Annotated in this window: 21 protein-coding genes; 11 read left to right on the forward strand and 10 right to left on the reverse strand. The window is 28.0% G+C overall.

What is annotated here, in order from left to right; all coding sequences use genetic code 4:
• The first annotated feature begins 91 nt into the window (after window positions 1-91).
• Together VBM91_RS00815 and rsmG are read left to right on the forward strand one after the other, a co-directional pair.
• Window positions 92-1,078 carry a ribose-phosphate pyrophosphokinase gene (locus VBM91_RS00815; protein WP_323188957.1) on the forward strand — a complete coding sequence of 329 codons (987 nt, stop codon included), beginning with the start codon at window positions 92-94 and terminating at the stop codon, window positions 1,076-1,078.
• Window positions 1,065-1,754: a 16S rRNA (guanine(527)-N(7))-methyltransferase RsmG gene (gene rsmG / locus VBM91_RS00820; RefSeq protein ID WP_323188958.1), complete on the forward strand. Its 690-nt coding sequence runs from the start codon at window positions 1,065-1,067 to the stop codon at window positions 1,752-1,754. Before VBM91_RS00815 ends, rsmG begins: the two co-directional genes overlap by 14 nt.
• Before the next feature lie 137 nt (window positions 1,755-1,891).
• Here rsmG and VBM91_RS00825 read toward each other — a convergent pair whose 3' ends face one another.
• From VBM91_RS00825 to VBM91_RS00845, 5 genes are all read right to left on the reverse strand, one after another.
• Window positions 1,892-2,143 (reverse strand): hypothetical protein, encoded by a 252-nt coding sequence (locus VBM91_RS00825; protein ID WP_323188959.1) that lies wholly within the window; start codon window positions 2,141-2,143, stop codon window positions 1,892-1,894.
• Between the two features lie 262 nt (window positions 2,144-2,405).
• Entirely contained in the window at window positions 2,406-3,716 is a 1,311-nt protein-coding gene (gene der / locus VBM91_RS00830) for a ribosome biogenesis GTPase Der (protein ID WP_323188960.1), read from the reverse strand.
• Window positions 3,709-4,395, reverse strand: coding sequence for a (d)CMP kinase (cmk, locus tag VBM91_RS00835; RefSeq protein WP_323188961.1), 687 nt, complete (start codon window positions 4,393-4,395; stop codon window positions 3,709-3,711). The genes der and cmk overlap by 8 nt, the downstream gene beginning before the upstream one ends.
• Before the next feature lie 10 nt (window positions 4,396-4,405).
• A complete protein-coding gene (locus VBM91_RS00840; protein WP_323188962.1) occupies window positions 4,406-4,801 on the reverse strand; it encodes a hypothetical protein in 396 nt (131 codons plus the stop codon).
• A gap of 87 nt (window positions 4,802-4,888) precedes the next feature.
• Window positions 4,889-5,668: a hypothetical protein gene (locus VBM91_RS00845; protein ID WP_323188963.1), complete on the reverse strand. Its 780-nt coding sequence runs from the start codon at window positions 5,666-5,668 to the stop codon at window positions 4,889-4,891.
• 136 nt (window positions 5,669-5,804) lie between these two features.
• On the opposite strand from VBM91_RS00845, the gene ftsY reads away from it, so the two are divergent.
• Together ftsY and VBM91_RS00855 are read left to right on the forward strand one after the other, a co-directional pair.
• Window positions 5,805-6,854, forward strand: a complete 1,050-nt coding sequence (gene ftsY, locus VBM91_RS00850) for a signal recognition particle-docking protein FtsY (protein ID WP_323188964.1) — start codon at window positions 5,805-5,807, stop codon at window positions 6,852-6,854.
• On the forward strand, window positions 6,844-7,074 hold the full coding sequence (locus VBM91_RS00855) for a sigma factor-like helix-turn-helix DNA-binding protein (protein WP_257089415.1): 231 nt from the start codon (window positions 6,844-6,846) through the stop codon (window positions 7,072-7,074). Before ftsY ends, VBM91_RS00855 begins: the two co-directional genes overlap by 11 nt.
• 836 nt (window positions 7,075-7,910) lie before the next feature.
• Here VBM91_RS00855 and VBM91_RS00860 read toward each other — a convergent pair.
• The 5 genes from VBM91_RS00860 to argS form a co-directional block, all read right to left on the reverse strand.
• Entirely contained in the window at window positions 7,911-9,863 is a 1,953-nt protein-coding gene (locus VBM91_RS00860) for a DNA topoisomerase subunit B (protein ID WP_323188965.1), read from the reverse strand.
• A 239-nt stretch (window positions 9,864-10,102) separates the two neighbouring features.
• Window positions 10,103-11,224: a thermonuclease family protein gene (locus tag VBM91_RS00865; RefSeq protein ID WP_323188966.1), complete on the reverse strand. Its 1,122-nt coding sequence runs from the start codon at window positions 11,222-11,224 to the stop codon at window positions 10,103-10,105.
• Window positions 11,225-11,306: 82 nt separating this feature from the next.
• Window positions 11,307-12,173 (reverse strand): class II fructose-1,6-bisphosphate aldolase, encoded by an 867-nt coding sequence (gene fba, locus VBM91_RS00870; RefSeq protein WP_323188967.1) that lies wholly within the window; start codon window positions 12,171-12,173, stop codon window positions 11,307-11,309.
• A gap of 13 nt (window positions 12,174-12,186) precedes the next feature.
• Complete coding sequence (gene rpoE, locus VBM91_RS00875; RefSeq protein ID WP_323188968.1) at window positions 12,187-12,438, reverse strand: DNA-directed RNA polymerase subunit delta; 252 nt, start codon at window positions 12,436-12,438, stop codon at window positions 12,187-12,189.
• A 17-nt stretch (window positions 12,439-12,455) separates the two neighbouring features.
• Window positions 12,456-14,111, reverse strand: coding sequence for an arginine--tRNA ligase (gene argS, locus VBM91_RS00880; protein WP_323188969.1), 1,656 nt, complete (start codon window positions 14,109-14,111; stop codon window positions 12,456-12,458).
• Window positions 14,112-14,275: 164 nt separating this feature from the next.
• On the opposite strand from argS, the gene VBM91_RS00885 reads away from it, so the two are divergent.
• From VBM91_RS00885 to nusG, 7 genes are all read left to right on the forward strand, one after another.
• Entirely contained in the window at window positions 14,276-15,508 is a 1,233-nt protein-coding gene (locus VBM91_RS00885) for a class I tRNA ligase family protein (protein WP_323188970.1), read from the forward strand.
• Window positions 15,509-15,515: 7 nt separating this feature from the next.
• Window positions 15,516-16,280, forward strand: coding sequence for a 23S rRNA (guanosine(2251)-2'-O)-methyltransferase RlmB (gene rlmB, locus VBM91_RS00890; RefSeq protein ID WP_323176641.1), 765 nt, complete (start codon window positions 15,516-15,518; stop codon window positions 16,278-16,280).
• Between the two features lie 11 nt (window positions 16,281-16,291).
• Window positions 16,292-16,891, forward strand: coding sequence for a hypothetical protein (locus VBM91_RS00895; protein ID WP_323188971.1), 600 nt, complete (start codon window positions 16,292-16,294; stop codon window positions 16,889-16,891).
• Between the two features lie 1,042 nt (window positions 16,892-17,933).
• Window positions 17,934-19,934 (forward strand): hypothetical protein, encoded by a 2,001-nt coding sequence (locus VBM91_RS00900; RefSeq protein WP_323188972.1) that lies wholly within the window; start codon window positions 17,934-17,936, stop codon window positions 19,932-19,934.
• A 102-nt stretch (window positions 19,935-20,036) separates the two neighbouring features.
• A complete protein-coding gene (gene rpmG, locus VBM91_RS00905; protein WP_323188973.1) occupies window positions 20,037-20,186 on the forward strand; it encodes a 50S ribosomal protein L33 in 150 nt (49 codons plus the stop codon).
• Window positions 20,187-20,188: 2 nt separating this feature from the next.
• Window positions 20,189-20,446, forward strand: coding sequence for a preprotein translocase subunit SecE (secE, locus tag VBM91_RS00910; RefSeq protein WP_323188974.1), 258 nt, complete (start codon window positions 20,189-20,191; stop codon window positions 20,444-20,446).
• Between the two features lie 11 nt (window positions 20,447-20,457).
• Window positions 20,458-21,060, forward strand: coding sequence for a transcription termination/antitermination protein NusG (nusG, locus tag VBM91_RS00915; protein ID WP_257089437.1), 603 nt, complete (start codon window positions 20,458-20,460; stop codon window positions 21,058-21,060).
• Window positions 21,061-21,217: the final 157 nt, after the last annotated feature.

Genomic DNA, 21,217 nt, shown 5'->3' on the forward strand with positions numbered 1-21,217 from the left:
TATAACACAGAAAAAATAAAACAAAGTATTTTTTTAATATTTTTATTTAAATAATAAAGCGACAAAAAGGGTAAAATATAAATGAGGAAAAATGAATAAAGATCAAACAGTTATTTTTGGTATGCATAATTCAGAAAAATTAGCAAAAAAGATTTCTGAACTTGTTAATATACCACTTTCAAAAGCAACAAGAACAGTTTATACTGATGGTGAAGCCATGTGAGTAGCTGAAGAAACTGTTAGAAACAAAGATGTTTACATCATTGCTTCAACGTCAAAACCTGTAAATGATAATTTAATGGAATTATTGTTATTTATTGACTCACTTAAAAGAGCAAGCGCAGGTTCGATCAATGTATGCTTAAGCTACTATGGATATGCTCGTCAAGATAGAAAAGCATCAGGAAGACAACCGATTGGAGCTAAATTAGTTGCTAATTTACTTCAAGTAGCAGGTGCTACTAGAATGATTTGTGTTGACTTACATAACCCTTCGATTCAAGGGTTCTTTGATATTCCTGTTGATGATTTAAGAGCACAATATCCACTTGCATTAGCGCTAAAAAAACTTAATACATCATTCACGGTTGTATCTCCAGACCACGGTGGAACTGTAAGAGCTAGAAAACTTGCTGAATTGATAGCAAACACAATTAAAATTACAATTATTGACAAGAGAAGAAATGCTGATAATCAAACTGAAGTAATGGGTATTATCGGTGATATCAAAGGTCAAAATGCGGTTATTGTAGACGATATTATTGATACAGGTGGAACAATTAAAAAAGCAGTACAAACATTAAAAGATAATGGTGCTAATAAAATTATTGTTGTTGCAACACACGGTGTGTTTTCAAAAGGGTTTGATATTTTTGAAAACGACCCTAACATTGAAAAAGTTATCGTTACAGACAGTATTGATAACTATGAGTTACTAGAAAAATACTCAAAATTACAAATTGTTTCATTAGGAGAATTTATAGCAAAAGTGATTAATGCATCTCTAAATGGTGGAAGCATTACAAATGTATACGCAGAAATAAAGGAACAAATAAATAAATACAATGATGAGAAGTAAAGAACTTGTTAGAGAATTATGCATTAAAAATAACTGAGATTTTAGTTTATTTGAAGCTTATGTTAATCTAATTGAAGAGAAAAATAAAGTTATGAATTTAACTGGTTTTTCAGATGAAAGACTTTGAAATGAAGGTATTTACGAATCTTTAGTATTTATGATTGAAATCACTAAAGACTTACAAAGTGGAACTATTTTAGACATTGGAGCTGGAGCAGGTTTCCCATCAATTCCATATGTGTTATCAAAGCCTAAAAACAAAGTAGTTATATATGAACCACTTTTAAAAAGAGTTAACTTCTTAAATGAAGTTATTGAGAAGTTAAATTTATCAGATTATGTAACTGTTTACAAATATAGAGCTGAAGATGTAAAGGAAACTAATCAATACGATGTTGTTACAGCAAGAGCTGTAGCAACTGTAAAAGCTTTAAGTATGGCCGCTTTACACTTAGTTAAAGTTAATGGTTCATTATCTTTATTAAAAGGTAAAAAAGCTATTGAAGAACTTAATGACGCAAAGAGCGTTTTGAAAGATGTTAAAGTTCAATATTCAATAAGGCCTTTTATTGATGAGAATATTGATAGAGAAAATTACATTGTCTCAATTAAGAAATTAGAAAATACACCGAAAAGATTCCCTTATTTATGAAAAGATATTAAGAAGGTTAATTAATTTATTCAGGGATAGCATCAAGCTATCTTTTTTATTTCAATTTTGTTTTCTTGCTTTGTTAAGAGAGTTTTGTGTTTCGATAAAAAATGTATGACTGTCATTCAATCATCCATTAAATTCATCTTATCTAATAATTATTAGAATAGTTTTTCATGAATAGCTATTGATGCTCCAATAATTGTACAAATTGGGAAGGAAAATATAACTATGTATAAAATTGCAACAGCTTTGTTCATTTTTCAAATTCAAACTGTATCAATGATTTGGATAATAAATAAATTTAAACTAATTCCACCCATTAAAAGTGAAACAAGAATCAAAGCACCCACACCAGTACTAGCAACACTAGAAGTGTCTCCTCCGTTAGCTGTAACTCCTCATAATGGCAAGGGTAGTAACAAAATTAAATGAAAAATTAAAAGGTTACTTAAAATTCATAATACCAATATGGGTACTGATAAAAATAATGCTTTTAAATCAGTGATTTCAAGACATATTTACTTAAATAACTTATAAGAGTAGCTTCAAGCACTAATAAAATTAAATTAGCATTCAATCTTCTAATTGCTATTCTAAAAAACAAAGAAAAAAGTTAAAAATATTCTAATTTAAAAAAATGCATATGATCGAAATCATATGCATGGTTTTTAATTATTCAATAGCATCTTTCTTGTTTTTGAAGTTCATTTTAATAGGACAACCTCTAAAATCAAATGTTTGACGCAATTGATTTTCAAGGAATCTTTGATATGAGAAGTGTAAGTATTTTTTATTGTTAACAAAGAAAGTGAATGTAGGAATTTTTGCTTTTTCTTGTCTTGCAAAGTAGATATTTAATCTACCACCATTGAATGGAATAGCAGGTTGAATAATTTGAGTTTCTAAGATCAAGTTTGATAATAATGATGGTTTGATTTGACGTTCTAAGTTTGTTCTAACTAAGTTAATTGTGTCATAAAGTTTGTTTAATCTTTGATTGTATTTAGCTGAAATAAATACAAATGGAACTCATGGAACAAAGTGGAATTTATTTCTAAGTCTTTTTTCATATTCAGCCATTGTGTTTGTTTCTTTTTCGATTAAGTCTCACTTGTTAATTACAATGATAACTGGTTTTTCATTATCTAATGCATAACCAATAATTCTTGAATCAAAGTGTGAAACTTCTTCTTGTGAAGCGTCAATAACGATAAGTGATAAATCAGCTTCTGAAAGTGAGTTCATAGCACGCATAAGTGCATAGTGATCAACTGATTCAACTAATTTTGACTTCTTAGTTATACCGGCAGTATCAATAACATTGTATGTTTTTCCATCAATATCAATTAATGATGTAACTGAATCACGAGTTGTACCAGCAATATCTGAAACAATTGAACGCTCCTCTTTAGCTAAATTGTTTAAAAGTGAAGATTTACCTGCGTTAGGTTTTCCAATAATAGCTAAATTAAATGCATCGATTTCTTCAGGGTCCGAATAATCTAAAACTTCAATACATTTAGTTAAAACATCCCCGATCCCTTCTCCATGAAGAGCTGAAATTGGATAAATGTGATCAACCCCTAAACTATATCAAGAGTAATCAAATTGTTGTGTGTCTTCGAGTTTGTTAGCTACAGCAATGATTGGCTTTTTAGATCTACGTAAAATGTTCATAATGAATAAGTCATCATTTGTAATTTCACTAGTTCCATCAAATAAGAAGATGATCGCATCAGCTTCTTCAATAGCGATTTTAGCTTGTATTTGAATTTGTTCTTGAAATGGTCTGTTTTCAATTTCAATTCCACCAGTGTCAATTATTTTAATTTCGTGACCAGTTCAAACAATACGTTCGTAAAGTCTGTCACGTGTAACACCAGGTTGATCGTGCACAATAGAAACTTTTCTTCCTACAAGCTTATTGAAAAAAGTACTTTTCCCTACATTTGGTTTCCCTACAATTGCAACTGTATTACGCATTTTGTTCCTTCTTTGCTTTTAATTTTTGGTTAACAATATCAATAATTTTGTTTTCAACTTCTTCAGTTGTTAGTTCAGTACAATCAATATAAATAGCATCTTCTGTTTTATGTAATGGATCAACTTCTCTATGGATATCTTGTTGATCACGTAATTCAACTTCTTTTAAAACTTCTTGGTAGTTTGTGTTGTAACCTAATATTTTGTTTTGTTCATATCTTCTTTGCGCTCTGACTTCTGGTGTAGCTCATAAGAAAATTTTAACTTCAGCGTGAGGTAGAATTCTGAAAGTTGTATCTCTTCCATCAATGATGTAACCCTTGTGTCTTAAAGTCATATGTTGAATAAATTTAACAACAAATGCTCTGACTTCGGGAATTTTAGCCACAGTAGGAGTAACTTTTGAAATATAGTCAGCTCTAATTTTGAGTGAGATATCAGTTCCATCTAATAAAGTTATATCGTTAGGCAATAACTCAATGTTGATTGTTTCAAGAGATTTAATTACGCCTGTTGTATCAGTTGTTAAAATATTGTGTTCAAGAGCATTTAATGTGATTGCTCTATAAACTGAACCACTGTTAATAAAAGTGTAATGTAATCTTTGGGCAAGATTTTTAGAAACAGTTGATTTACCAACACCGTTTGGACCATCAATAGCTATATTAACTTTTCTCATATTTCCCTCTTTAAAGTTTTATTTTATTTTTATTGATTTTTGTACTTTTTGTATCTTCCTGTTTATTGTTCTCTGGATAAAGAGAATTTAGGACATATTTTAATTCAGGTAGATTATTATCGAAAATTACATAATCATCCATGAAGTCAATTGAATTGATTTCAAGATTTAATTCAAGCTTATTTAATTGCTCTTTGATTTTTAAGATTTGTTCATGAGGTTTATACAAATCTGATTTAGGTATTGTTTTAGTGTTTGAAATGGTGTTGATGTATTTTGGGATGAAAACAGAAGTGTTTGAAAATGTTTTATACAACCATTCGTATTCTTTTTTCAATTCAACATCATCATTTATTGCAAGAATTTTCATTCTTTTAAATAATTTAGTTTCTCTATCAACACTCATTTTTACGTACCTCTTTAAATTCCTTTTTATTTTAGCATAATAAATTAATTATATTAATTTATTACAAAAAAAGAGCATTTAAGCTCTTTATGCAAACTTTTTAAGTACTATTTCCTTAAATAATTTTTCATCAATTTTGTTAATAACCGACACTTCTTTTTGTGCTGATTTAAGCACAAAAAGGATATATTCTTTGTTATTGCTAAAATGTGAAGCTAACAATGTATCTTCTGTAAAAGTCACTTCATTTTGTTCATAAACTTTATTAACATATGGTGATTGTGAAATAAAGAAAATTGATTGATCTACAATTTTGCTTAAAAACATTTTTGTTCCAAATTTCTTGAAAAACAACATATTCCCAACTTGATCCTTGAATGTTACAGGTATGTTTCTTGAATATTTGTTTGCTCTTGTGAATGAACCAAGAATGTTAATGTCATATTTTTCGATATCAAATTCATCAAATTCTTTCTTAGAAATTTGAATTCTTGATTTTTGAACAAATACAATCACAATAATCGTAAATGAAATTAAGACTGCAAGCATAACACAAGACAAATAGAATACTATTGATGAAACTGAAATTGCGCTGAATGAAAGTGTGACTGTTTCGGTTGTTTTTGTTTTTTCGTTAACTTGTGAACCAATTAATTTAATTACTTCTGTAGCATTTAAAACAAATAAAATTAAGCTAATTGCAAAGAAGGCAAATCCAGCTAAAGCTGAATAAATTGATTTCATTTGCATATCTTTGTATGCGAATTTACCCTTAATTAATTTAAGGTAATTGATTAATCTATATGCACAGTAATAAATGATTAAAGTAAGTATTACTTGCATAGCTACCATTACTAAACTACTCATAAAATTATTTTACTATATTTAAATACCTATAATTAATATAAAGCGCAAATATATTTTTATTTTTACGACTTGCACACTATGGTTTTAGTTTTATTTAGCTGATGTGATATTTTGATTTATAAAGTAAAATATAGATATGGGATTTTTTAAAAATTTAGTAAATAAGGTTTTCAATAGAAAACCCAAAGATGTTGAACAAGTTCAAGAAGAATTAGACAAAAAAGAGCATAAGAAAATAATAACAAGTGAGAAATTTAAGAAATATGAACAAGGTTTAAATTCTTCTGCATCATTTGGAAAAAAACTTTTAGAGCTACAAAATAGACACGTAAAACTTGATGAGGACTTTTTTGATGAGTTTGAAGAGTTATTGATTATGTCTGATATTAATGCTTCATTAGTTGATGTTATGGTAGAAAGAATTAAACAAGAAATTAGATTAAACAATATTGACGATCCAAAAATGATTGGAGAAATTGTTGCTGATCAAATGTTTACAATTTACACAAATAACTCAGTTGTTAATACAAACCTAAACTATGAAGTTGGTAGATTAAATGTTTTTGTTTTTGTTGGTGTTAATGGATCAGGTAAAACAACTTCTATTGCTAAAATAGCAAACAAATATGTTAAAGAAGGCAAAAAAGTTTTAATTGCTGCTGCCGATACTTTCAGGGCCGGTGCCGTTGATCAATTAGGTGTTTGAACACAAAGAATTGGTGCAGAAATTGTTAAACCTGCTCACGAAGGGGCCGATCCTTCTAGTGTTGTTTATCAAGCAGTTTCTAAAGCCAAAGAAGAAAATTATGATTTATTAATCATCGACACTGCCGGTAGATTACAAAATAAAGTTAACCTTATGAAAGAGCTCGAAAAAATGATTGGTGTTATTAGAAAATTTGAACCTTCAGCACCACATGAATCATTATTAGTTCTTGATGCAACTACAGGTCAAAATGGATTATCTCAAGCAAGAAACTTCAAAGAAATTGCTAACTTAACTGGGATTATTCTTACTAAAATGGATGGAACATCAAAAGGTGGAATTGTTTTATCAATTAAAGATGAATATGACCTTGATGTTAAATATGTTGGTTTAGGTGAAAAACTAGATGACTTACAAGAATTTGATCTTGAATTATTTATTTATCAAATGACAAAAGCCTTAATTGATAATGAACAATAAGTCATTAGAAAACGTAATTAAATACACAGAGTTATTTGATAAATATGGTAATTTATTAACTCAAAATCAACAACAAGTTTTTAAGTTATATTATGAACAAGATTTATCATATGCAGAAGTTGCTGAAGTGATGGCTACAAGTAGACAAGCTGCAACTGATGCAGTTAATAAAGCAATTCATAATTTGCTTAAAATTGAGGAAAAAATGAACAAAATGTAGATGCTTTTTGCATCTTTTTTTGTACAAAAAACACATCCAAGTACCATTAAATTGGATGTGCTAATAGGATATTATATGTATATTTTATGATTGGTTCAAGTGACGACTCTTGAACCAAATTATTTAATTAAAAATAAATTTTGATAAAGGAGTAATCTATGGAATTACCAAAGAATATTAATATCTACTAATTAATAAAGATAGTTAATATTTTGAAAATTTAAAATTTATATATGACGAACTGTGTGTTTAAATTTACAAAATTACTCAAATAAATATGATTAAAATTTCTTTATTTTAAAGAAATGTAAATACAAAATTTACTCTATAAAATAATGATAAAAATAAAAAGTTAAAACAACTAAATATAATATATAACAAAAATATAGTGAATATCTTTATTGATAATAATAAACTTGTATAAAAAACCTAATAATTTTAATGATTAATAATAAATGATATTAATAAATGTCTGTCTTTTTGTGACTTTATAAATTAAATTTTAAAATAATAGAATATTTTTTTGATATATAAAAGAATTTCCCTTTTGTTGCGACAATATATTTGTCGCACTTATATCATATTCTTTTTTAGTAAATAAAATTATGAGCATGAAAATATTTTTTTAAAATAATTTTTGACTTTTAGAATAGTGTGTAAGCGATAAAAGTTTTTCCTTATTTTGAGGTTCAAAAAATTTTATATATTCCATTCATGTAATTTAAGGATTTTGTAATTTTTGTTAAAAATTAGTTGCAATAAAGTTTTAAATCTAAGTATAAATTTTAGTGAAGAAAAAGCACATCCAGTTCATTTTTGGATGTGCATTTTTGACATTATAAATCGATATTTTTTACGTATTTTGCATTCTTTTGAATGAATTCTCTTCTCGGTTCAACTCTTTCGCCCATTAAGGTTTCAAAAATTGAATCTGATTTGTAAATGTCTTCAATTTGCACTTGAAGCATTTTTCTACGTTCAGGATCCATAGTTGTTTCTCATAGTTGTTCAGGATCCATTTCTCCGAGCCCTTTGTAACGTTGAATTGTAATTTTTTGACTAGGGTTTAATGTTGCGATTATTTCGTCTTTTTGATTATCGTTGAAAGCATATTCAACAAATTTATTTTGTTGAATTTTGTATAAAGGAGGTTGAGCTATGTAAATAAATCCATACTCAATTAAAGGTCTAAAGTATCTGTAGAAGAATGTTAATAATAAAGTTCTAATGTGAGCACCATCGACGTCGGCGTCAGTCATAATAACAATCTTGTGGTATCTTAATTTGTTGATGTTAAATGTTTCTCCTCAACCTGTACCAATAGCTGTCATTAATGATGAAATTTCTTCTGAAGAAAGAACTTTTTCTTGACGAGATTTTTCAACGTTAATAATTTTCCCTCTTAATGGTAAGATAGCTTGAGTTTTTCTATCTCTACCCATTTTAGCCGAACCACCAGCTGAGTTCCCTTCGACAATATATAATTCAGAAATTTCAGGATTTTTAGATGTACAGTCAGCTAATTTACCTGGTAATCCACCTGATTCAAAAACATTTTTTCTTCTTGCATTTTCTCTAGCTGCATTGGAAGCTAAACGTCCTTTTTTAGCCATAGATGCAATTTCAATAATTTTCTTAGCATCAGCAGGGTTTTCATTTAAGAATCTTTCTAAAATTGGACTAAACACTCTATTAACAGCTTGACGAGCATCTTTTGAACCTAATTTCCCTTTTGTTTGTCCTTCAAATTCTGGATCAGGGTGTTTGATTGAGATAACTGCTGTAACACCTTCGATTAAATCGTCACGAGTAAATTTGTCACTTTCAGATTTAATAACACCTTTTTCAATTGCATAGTTATTAATTAAACGCATTAAAGCATCATAAAAACCAGAAACGTGAGAACCACCTTCATGTGTTGAAATGTTGTTTGTATATGAAATAATGTTTCCACGATATAAATCAGATAAGTATTGCATACCGACTTCAACACCAATAACAACATCCTCATCTTTATTATTTTTAACAGCAAATTCTCCATCTGCATAAATAACAGGTGTAACTGGTTTGTAACCGTCGCTTAATTCGTGTACGTAGTCAATAATTCCATTTTCATATAAGAATTCATAGTTTGTGTTATCTCTGTAGTCAGATACTGAAACATATAAACCTTTGTTAAGGTGTGCAATTTGCTTCGCGTGGTCTAAAATAATTTCTTTATCAAATGGCAATTCTTCCATAACTGAATAGTCAGGATGGAATTGAATTTTTGTTCCTGTTTCATTTGGGTTAGCAAGTTTTTCAATAACTTCTGTTGACTTAATAGTTTTCCCACCATTAGCAAACTCTGCATAGTATAAGTTTCCGTTTCTTTTAACTCAAGCTTTAAATGAGTCTGATAAAGCATTAACAACACTAGCCCCAACCCCGTGAAGTCCACCAGAAACTTTATATGCATTAGATTCGAATTTACCACCAGCATTAAGTTTTGTTAAAACAACCTCAAGTGCACTAATTCCAAATCTTGCGTGTGTATCAACAGGAATTCCACGACCATTATCTTCAACAATAATTGAGTTATCTTGTGTAATGATAATATCAATTCTGTTAGCAAAACCAGCCATAGCTTCGTCGACAGAGTTATCTACAATTTCTCAAATTAAGTGGTGTAAACCTGATTTAGATGTTGACCCAATGTACATACCAGGTCTTTTTCTAACGTGTTCTAATCCTTCTAAAAACTGAATATTACTTGCATCATAATTATGCTCTTTTTTAACTTCAGACATCTATACCTCCATGTGTGAATGTAAATTTTAATAAATATTACATATTTATTAAAATATTATATAGATTTTTCAGAAAAATAGATTGTTATATTTGTGCAAGTGCATTTTTACTTTTACAGCTTGCACACTATTATAAAAGTGAAAAAAGGTCTATTTTTACTAACTCATATATGCATATGTAATATGCATAATTTAAGCAATCAAACTAGATAAAAAAATCAAGCTTTCGCTTGATCAAATTATCAGTTCTTTCTAGGATTCTTATAAAATACATCTTCGATTGGGTCGACTCAGAAACCTAATCTATTTTCTTTTGCATAATTTTGAGAATTCTTAATTGTGTGATACATTGTTTGTTCTTCTTCAGTTTCTGCGTAGAATTTTCTATCTGAAGGGTCTAATGTAATGTAAGCAACTCTAGCTAAACCTGCTCTAATAAGCTGGTTCCCAAACTCTAAATCAGAATTTTTTCTTTCGTCTGGATATAAGAATACAATTCATCTTCCATAATCATCTTCTTTTAACTTATTAAAGTAGAAGAAGAAACCATGTGATTGAACTTGTTCTACGTAGTATTTTTTAGAAATTTGAGCTCAATAATTTTCTTTTGAAGCTAATTCATCTGAATTTGAACCTTTATCTGTTTCAGGAGTATCGATTCCTCTAGATCTTAATCCTAGACTTCTACCATTACGATTAGTTGATTGAGTTCCTGGTTGAATACCACTAACTAAATTCATATATGAACCATATAATGTGTCACCATCAACAATTCCTGACATATCAACAACAGCATAGTTTTGTGGTAATGTTTTTTTAATTGTTGTGCTAAAACCTAAACTTGTTTGTAAATTTAATGATGATAAGTAATCCATCTCTTGCTGACTAGCAAAAGCTAAAAATAATTTACTTTTATAATCTTCTAAATTTACATCAATTTTATTAAGCGATTCAATTAAGTTTTGCTCATTTGCATAAGTTTGTCTTAAAAATCTTGATGTTTCAGTTAAATTGTTATACGTTTTTGAACCTAAAAATCATTGATGTCTAATTTCAGCAGTCATTTCATTAGCACTATCAAAAACTTTTACAACATTTCCTGCTTGAGTTAATAAATCTTGATTAGTACTGTTTGAGTTTATTTTATTTTTGTAGCCGTCAACTAATTCGACCAAATTATTGTCAGTTGAATAATTAGTTTTAACTATTTCTAGTTTCTGGATAAGTTCACTATTTGCATTATTAATAGGATTTGATGGTTCTTTTGGTACATCGTTTTTATTACCACATGAAACAGATAATGTAGTAGCGACTGGTAAAATTGCAAGTGAACTGAATAAAGATAATTTTTTAAATTTCATCTTGTCTCTTTTCTATTTGTATATAAATATAATTTTATTCCTATTTAGAAATAATGTGTATAAAAAAAGCATCAAGATGATGCTAAGCTTTATCATTTGATCCGAACTCTAATATTTTTTGTTTAATTACTCTACACATAGCTTCATAACCAGGTTTGTAAAGTTTTCTAGGATCATAATTTTTATCTTCAAGATCTTTGTTGCTAATGATAAATTTTCTAATTGCAGCGTGGTTTGCTAATTGTAAATCGGTGTTGATGTTAATTTTTGTAACACCTAAACTGATTGCTTTTTGGATTTGGTCAAGTGGAATTTCGCTACCACCGTGAAGAACAATTCCTAAACCAGTTTCACTTGATAATTTTTCAAGAACTTCAAAATTAAGACCTTGTCAGTTTTTTGGATATTTACCGTGGATGTTTCCGATCCCAGCTGCTAGAACTGTGATTTTTTCAGCAGCTAATTGTTTAGCTTCTTCAATATCTGCAATTTCACCGTTTCCAATAACGCCATCTTCTTCACCACCGATTGAACCAACCTCAGCTTCAACAGTCATATTTTTACTTTGAGCTAAGTAAACAAGTTTTTGAGTTAATTCTTTATTTTCATAAAATGGGAGGTGTGAACCATCGAACATAATTGAAGTAAAACCATCTGACTCAATAGCTTTAACACAAGCATCAAATGATCCGTGATCTAAATGAAGAGCTACAGGAATTGAAATTTTTAAGTCCTTAATAAGACCTGAAACTAAACCTGTTACAGTTTCATATCCACCTATATATTTCAGTGCTCCTTCTGAAACTCCTAAAATAACAGGCGAATTCATTTCTTGACATGTTGTAAGAATTGCTTTTGTTCATTCTAAGTTATTAATATTAAAATGAGGAACTGCGTACTTACCTTTTTTAGCTCTCTTGAGCATATCTTTTGCATTAACTAATGACATAAAAACCTACTTATTAGATATTTCTTAATTCTCAGTTTCCGTTTGCAAGTCTGTTGAATCTTTTATCAACTGTTAATAAACGGTATAACTCACCAATTTTTCTTTCTCTAACTTTTTCATATGTTGTGTTCATTGTAACGAATCTGTCTTCTCAGTCATATCTTAACTCGTCTTCAACAGTGTCAAAGATTTCCATAAATGCAAATTCGTCTGTGGGACGTGATGATACTAATTCGTATGCGATTTCTAACATTGTTTTGTACATAATAAATTCTCCTTTAATTACATTGATAAAGGTGCAGAAACACCAATTAAGTTAAGTCCAAGAGCTAAAATCGCTTGAACTGATTTGATAAGGTGAGCATATGTTGCTTCATCTTCGTGACCTAATAATTTAGTTTCAGCATAAAAACTGTTAAATGATTTAGCTAAACTAATTAAGTATTGTGTTAATAAGTTAACTTTTGAAGTTGACACAATTGTTTTAATTAATTCAGGGAATGAGTCTAATTCAATAATAAGTTTTTTAGCTTTGTTTGTAAAGTTAATTTGATCATTAACTTTTTCTTGTTTTAATCTATTTAATAATGATACAGCTCTTGAGTGAGCGTATTGAACTATAAATACAGGGTTATTAACATCAGTTGAGTTAGCTGCGTCAATATCAAAATCAAATTTATTATTGATTTCCCTAGTGAGCATCATAAATCTAACTGCGTCAGCTGAAGAGTAATCTAAAAGATCTTGCAAAGTAACTGCTGTACCTGCTCTTTTAGACATTTTAAATTCTTCTCCATCTTTGATTAATCTTACTAATTGAATAGTTAATATATCTAAATTGTCTGGATTGTAACCTAAGCATTGCATCGCAATTTTCATTCTTTGAATGTATCCTGAATGGTCTGCTCCTCAAATATTAATAAGTTTAGGTGACTTTTGGAACTTAAGTTCGTGATAAGCAATATCAGGTAAGAAATAAGTGTAATTCCCATCAGCTTTGATAAGCACACGGTCTTTATCATCGCCAAATTCTTTGGTTTTTAAGAATAATGCACCATCTTCTGTGTATGTGTATTTGCTTAATTTTTTAAGAACTGGTTCAATTAAACCATCTTCTTTAATTGTTTTTTCAGAAGCAAATGTATCAAATGAAACATTTAATCTACCAAGATCTTCTCTGATTTTATCAAGCATAATATCTTTAGCCACAGTTGATAATTCACTTAATTTAACTTCATCAGCATTTAAGAAATAATCACCATATTTTTCTTTAATTTTTGTAGCACATCAAACTATATCTTGACCTCTGTAGCAATCTTCAGGTAATTGTGCATCAATACCAAATAAGTTTTGATATCTTACGTAAACTGAATTTGTAAGTACATTAATTTGATTACCTGCATCATTTACATAATATTCGGCTTCAACATCATAACCAGCATGTCTTAAAATTCTAATTAAAGAATCCCCATAAGCAGCACCTCTAGCATGACCGACGTGTAAAAATCCTGTTGGGTTAGCTGAAACAAATTCAACATTAACATGTTCTTTATTAATAAAGTGAGCTCCATATTTTGTTGGATTTAAGTTAATGTTTTGTATTGTTGATAAAAATAATTGATTGCTTAAAACAATATTGATAAATCCAGGTACAGCAATGTCTATTTTTTGGTAGATATTTGAATTTGACATTTTAGCAACCAATTTATTTGCTACTTCAATTGGATTTTTAACAGCACAATGATTTTTTAAAATAAATGCAATATTTGTACTAAAGTCATAAACAACTTGATCGATGTTAATATTGTCAGGAACATTAGGTTGAGTGATATTAAAAACTAAATCTTTAACATTAAGATCCTTATTAACAAAATCTTCATTTTGCAACTCTATAACTGCGTCAATGATGTTTTGTTTTAACTGTTCTTTTAGTGTCATAACCCTCCTTATTTATAGATATATTTTATATATCTATTATATTAAAAAATATTTTTTATATAGCTAGGAAACAACTAGTTTTATGTACCTTATACATAGTTATAAAAGTTAATTTTGCTTATATAAAATGGTAATTAAATATTATTTTTTATTATAATAACAATATGTTAAAAATATATGTATGTGGACCCACAGTTTACAACGATGTTCATATAGGAAATATGAGACCGATTGTAACTATGGACTTAATTTTAAAAGCTGCAAAGCAACTAGGAATTGAATATAAATTTGTTCATAATATTACTGATATTGATGACAAAATTATCAAAAAAGCCAAAGAACAAGGTGTTTTAGAAACTCAAGTATCGGAAAAGTATGGTAATTTATATTTAGATTTACTTAAACAATTCAGTGTTGACACTATAACTCACATTGAATACGTAACCAAAAATATTGATTTAATTGATAACTTCATTCAAAGATTAATCAAATCGAATAATGCATATTTAGATAATGAAGGTAATGTTTGATTTGATGTCATAAAAAACCAAAATGACTATGGTATTGTTTCAAAACAAAAAATTGAAAACATGAAATTTGAAGATAGTGAACTTTCTTCAAATAAAAAAACACCTGCTGATTTTGCTTTATGAAAAAACACAACTGAAGGTGTTAAATACAATGTTTCTTTTGGTGAAGGTAGACCAGGATGACACACAGAATGTGTTGCCTTAATTGAAAAACATTTTGGAGATTCTGGTTTAGATATTCACGGAGGAGGGATGGACTTAACATTCCCACACCATGAAAATGAAAATATTCAATTCTATGCTTTAAATCAAAAACAGCTTTCAAATAAATGATTAAGAACAGGTCAAATTAATTTAAACGGAATTAAGATGTCTAAGTCATTACAAAACGTAATTTTAGCTTCCGACTTTCTTAAAAATTATTCAGCTGACTATTTTAAAATGATTTTATTATTAAACTCATTTACAGGTTTGATCAATATTGATGAGAATTTAATTAATAATGTTGAAGTGATTTTCAAGAAAATTAACAAAATTTACTTCTTAAATGCACTATTAAACAAACAAAACAATTCACAAATTAACAATGAATTAGCCAAAGAAGCATTCACATATATTTTTGAGCAGAGGTTTTCTGACTTTAACAAACTTACTAATGATCTAATTAAAAATATTAATAAAGACAAAAACACTTTGCACATAGCGACATTAGTATATATTTTTGATAAGTTAGGTTTTGAATTTAATAAATTCGATTACAAAAAATATGTTCCAATTTATCAAAAATGACAAGAGTTTTTAGCTCAAAAAGATTATCAAAATGCCGACAAATTAAGAAACGAATTGATTGAAAATAATTTAATATAAGGTAAATATGAAAAAATTACACGAAAAACAAAAAAAATATGATATGACCACTAAAAAAGTGGGAGAATTAATTGTGTATGGGAAAAATTCTGTTATTGACTGTGTCAATAATAAATTAGATATTTCTGAAATACACATAACTGATGAAGGAAGTTTAAAGTACTTTAAAGGTGATAACACTTTAAGGGGTATAAAAATTGTTATCACTGATAAGAAAACTTTAGATGAAGAAACAAAAGAAAACCATCAAGGTTTTAAAGCAATCTTAAAATCTGTTAATTACAAGGGACTAGACGATTTAGGAAGATTGCATAAGGATAATTCGCCAATTCTTGTGTTGGATAAAATTCAAGATCCACATAACTTTGGTGCAATTATAAGAACAGCAAATGCTGGGGGAATTAAGCATATTATTTTCCCTAAAGATAATGCGGCTGTAATTAATTCAACTGTATTAAAGGTTTCATCAGGTGGATTTGTAAATATGAATTTTTACAGAGTTAATAGTCTTAATGCGGCCTTAACTCAACTCAAAAAAAGAGGTTATTGAGTTTATTCAACTGTATTAGATGAAAAAGCTCTCCCATACACAACGGTGGAATACGACAGACCTACAATTTTAGTTGTAGGTAACGAAGGTGATGGTGTATCAAAAAGTGTGCTTTCAGTCACAGATCAAACAATCTATATTCCACAAAGGGGGAATGTGCAATCTTTAAATGTATCAGTAGCAACAGGTATTATTGTGTTCGATGCATTAACTAAATGATAAGAAAATATCATTTGAACGATAAGTTTCTCTCTGAATTTTTGAAACTCGAAAATGACAAGTATTATTCAGTTTCAAAAATCATTTCTGCTTTCAGTATACAGCACAGTAAGTCAATAGATGTTTTGTCTAGAAAAGTTAGTTGAGTCTTTGGTAAGATATCTATTGATCCAGCAGAAATTAAAAATGTTATACTTCATGAATTTTTAGAAATTTTTCTAGAAGTTTCTTCAGAAGTTTTTTGTAAGGATTTTAAATCTTATTCTCATTTCGAATCATTCATTTGGAATAAATTAAAGTTAAAGACCCTGAATTTCTTCCACTCAGAAATTAACTCTCAATATATTTTTGATGATGGTATAGCTAACAAAAGGGTAAATTTACAAAAAATTCTAATAGACATGGAAAATAGTGTAGTTGATAACTCACATAGTCCAAAACAACTTGATTATCAAATTAAAACTCAAAAAATGCACTCAAGAAATCATTTTTTAAATAGTAGTTATAAAAAGAAACATTCAGTTATGAAAACAACAGATTTAAATGTTGGTTCATCAATTGATATTGACATTATTTGTTCGAACAACCTTATTACTACATTGATATCAAGTTAAATAGAGCTTATGTTAACTTATATGTCCAAATTTTTAATTCTTCTTTCTCATATATATTTATCGTATATTTACATAAGTTTATGAAATGTTTTTATGGTATAAAACGCAGTAGATTTTTCAAATTATTTTGTGTTGATTTTTAAAATCTCTTTATCTTGTTATGTTTTTTATAAACAAGCTATATTTTGCTTGTTGCTCCATTATTTTTTTATATTTTTTTGAGACAAATCGTTTTTACTCTCTGGCGATTTAGTCCCTTCTATATTTATTTTATTTTTTCACTTACAAAATATGCATGTATAGACCTTTTTTTGATTCTATCTATGTTTTTTCCGTATTTTAGGTAAACTCACTTGGATTTTATTTCCAATAATTATTCATTCTTGCATATTAATAACATTGGGTAAGTGTTAGGTTATGAAAACGTATCATCTCAGTTGCTTGGGGGAGTGTGTGGGATGGTCAAAATTAATTAAACTTGAATTTAAGTTTTAAGGGTTAAGGAAAATTCGTAAGTTTAATTAATATGTTTTCTCTTGTTGCTTTTTATTTTATTAGTGTAAATTTTGGGGTATTTCTCAAAATTACGGTTATCTTCTTGTATGTTGTGGAGACTGAACTCTTTTTCACTTTCCAGTTTATGTTCTTCATTACTCACTTTGGTTTTTATTAAATTTTTATAGTGTTTTAAACAAAATATAATATGGTTTTTAGTTTATTTGTTGGATTATTCCTTTCTCAACATTTGAAAAGTATTTCAATTTCTTATATTGATCCATTTATTGACTTTTATTCAATATAAGACTTTATTATTAAATGCGAAATACAAAATTGGTTCTAAATGAACCGAAATTCATTATTTTTTCTTCTCTCATCAGTTAGACATTTTCTGTTAAATGTCAAATACCTTTCTTTAATTTTATTATTTAATTTTTTACAATGTCTATTAGATTTCCACTTAACTTTTTTTAAGTTAAGTGGTTTTTATGTCCTCTGTTTGTAAATTTCCTCTTTTTATATTATGTGCTAATATTTTAGTAATATGAATAATCGCAATTTTAGAAATAAAAAATTTGTATTTATTGGCGACTCAATAGCGCAAGGTTTTGATTTATCTCAAGGAACTGGAACATATGGAAATTTAGATGAGTTAGGTTATGCATATTCAGACTATTTCATTGAGTTAATTCAGAAGAATGTTGGTAGAAATTTAGACATTAAATATAGTAATTTAGGCCTATCAGCAAGCAAGATTAGTACTTGAATTAATATCGTTTCTGGTGAAGAGTTTACGGATGAAACAAGAGAGCTAATGCACATAAATAAAGTTCTAGCTCAAAAATTTAATCACACTTGTTTTAATTATGATTTTGATTCATATTTAAAAGAAATTAAGGAAGCAGATTACTTATTTATAAACTCTAGTGGAATTGAATTTTTATTCAGTATTTCCTATGTAGACTTAGTCGAAGTAATGTCTCAAAAAGATTACTACCTTCAAAATAAACAAATTGATGATTTATTGAAAAATATTAAACATACAACACAGCAAATCATTAATGAATATATTGTTTTAGTTAACAAAATTAAAGAAGTTAATACAAATTGCAAAATCTATTTAGTCGATTATCCTATCGCTTCATTACCTGTACTTAACAAGTTGATTCTTAAAAACAAAGATAATCTTTTAAACAAGAGTTATTCTATTTTTAAATCTATATACAAGGTATTTCAGAATATTTTTGCAGAAGTTTCAGCAGCAACAAACACTAAATATGTTGAAATATTTGACTTTGAACAATGTTTAAGAAATGAACGCAAATGATATCAGTTGTTCTTAGATATTCATTGCAGTAAGAAATGTTATAAATACATTGGAAAGAAACTTTATCTAAATTTTGCTAAAGAGCATCATTTAAATAAATTTACTTGAACTAAATTTAGAAGTATCACAATATACCCGGATAACAAAATTATTGATCTTGTTCAAACTTGATACAAAGAATTAGGTGTTCTAGAAGGTTCACTAATTAGAATTTATATAAGCACAATTAGCAATTCATTGATTACTGAGAAACTAACTAAAGGTTTAGATATCACTCTTAATTTCAGCGCAATTCTAAATGAGAATGTTATGTCACTCATTGGTAAGATTTTCCATGACGAAAACGTACTTGAATATATTGAAAATAAATTCAGTTCACTAAAATTCACAGACACATTAATTGACTTTCTAGCTAATAATCAAGAGTTTGTTATGTTGATTGATAATGTTGAAAAATTCTTTACTAAAAACAAAAACATTTCCCTTAATAAGTTTTGACAATTCTTTTTAGTTTCAAATGAAAAAACATTGTTTGATATAACAAAAAAATTCTTTGAAAAGTACCCTAATTTCAAAGAAGAGATAATTGATTTAATTCATTTTATCCTTGCAGAGTTAAATAAAAGAAAATTTATTAAGATTCCAATTGATATTAGAAAGATTGATTATGAGTTTAATTTAGATTTTTCATTAGTAAAAAATGATTTAGATCAATTTATGATTATTTTTAAAGATTACTTTTCATCAAGTTCACATTTTGTTAGCTTCGAAAGTTACTTTAATAGTTTTATTATCCAAAACAAAGAGCTAATCAAACAAATATCATCGAAGTTTCTAAATATTGTTTTAGAACAATTGTTCACTGATAAGGATAAATTAATTCAATTCATTTTAGCCTATTGCAAGATTGATTATAAATATCTCTCAAGAAGAGATTTTGAAGCTCTTGATAGATATGTTGATAAGTTATTAAGCAACTTAAATATGACTAAAATGCAAAATAAAATCATTAATGAAACAATCAACTTTATACTAAAAACACCTAAAATGAAGCTTATTAGTTCTAACAACATTATGCTTATTGGACTTATTATTAAGAATCAATTTAGAAATAGATTATTTTTAAGCTTAGTTAGAGGTAATTTAGCCCCAACAGTTAATTTAGGAGTGCGTTTAGCATTTGCAAAAGTGAGATCAATATTTAGATGAAGAAAGTAATGCGTTATGTTTTTTACACATGTAAATAATTTCAATTAAACCTATTACATAGCATTCATTTACTTAATGTATATTGTAATGTTGTGGTAAAATTAAAACACTATGAAAAGTAACAAGGTATCAATTGCATGCGAATTATGCAGAAAGAAAAATTACGTGACAATTAAAAGTGCTGGAAGTGTAGAACGTTTAGCGATTAAAAAATATTGTCCTCATTGCAAACAACACTCAATTCACAAAGAAGAAGTTTAATTATGAGAAAAAATAAGAAAACAAAAACTGGAAAATCTGAAACAGCAAAAATGTCTTTAAAAGACAGATTTGAAAGCAGAAATAAAATTTATTTCTTTAGAAAGACTGTTAAAGAAATTAAACGTGTTCGTTGAGCAACTCCAAGACAAAATTGAATAAACCTTGTTAAAATTCTTGTTTTTACAGCTATATTTGCTTTATTTGTTTATGCAGTAACAATTGGATTTACAAAATTATGAGAAGTAATTGGTTCAGTTTAGAAAGGTAAATTATGAATAATTTTAAATGATACATGATCTCTACTGTTAGAGGAAAAGAAGAACAAGTTATCGAAGCTTTAAATAACCGTATTATTGCTGAAAATGTTGCAGAATCATTTAATCAATATGCAACACAAGATGGCGCTTTTAAAATCTTTAAAAAACCTATCTTAACAGCTAAAGAATTAGAAAAAAGACGTTTAGGCCAAGAATACAAGGTTAAATATACAAACCTTTACCCCGGATACATTTTTGCAAATATGGATATGACAGATGAAGCTTGATACGTTGTACGTAACACACAAAATGTTACAGGTATCATAGGTTCATCAGGTAAGGGAGCAAAGCCTACACCTGTTTCTTCTAGAGAAATTAGAAAAATGGAAAAAGCCGCTGAGGAAGCTACACACTTATTTAACTTAGGTAAAAACTTACAAGGACTTAAAATTAATGATTTAGTTGTAGTTTTAGATGGTCCATTTAAAGGTGAAATTGGTCCAATTAAATCATTAAACTTAGACGCAAATATCGCCACAATTCAAATTGAATCATTTGGAAAAAGAACTTCTGTTGAATTGAGCATCGATTCATTAGAACATTCAACAGAATACTAATTATTAGAGAAATTGAACAGTGTTAGCTGTTCTTTTTTATTCGAAATTTATCAAAAGAATAAAAAATGACTTTATTACTTACTAAAACAATCGTTTAATAAGTAATAAAGTCTAATTGTAATATTTCTTTTAAGTCGAATTTGATACCTTAAATAAT

Origin of the sequence: Mycoplasma sp. 2248 (genome assembly GCF_034863245.1) — a bacterium.
Classification (GTDB): Bacteria; Bacillota_I; Bacilli_A; order Mycoplasmatales; family Metamycoplasmataceae; genus Mycoplasmopsis.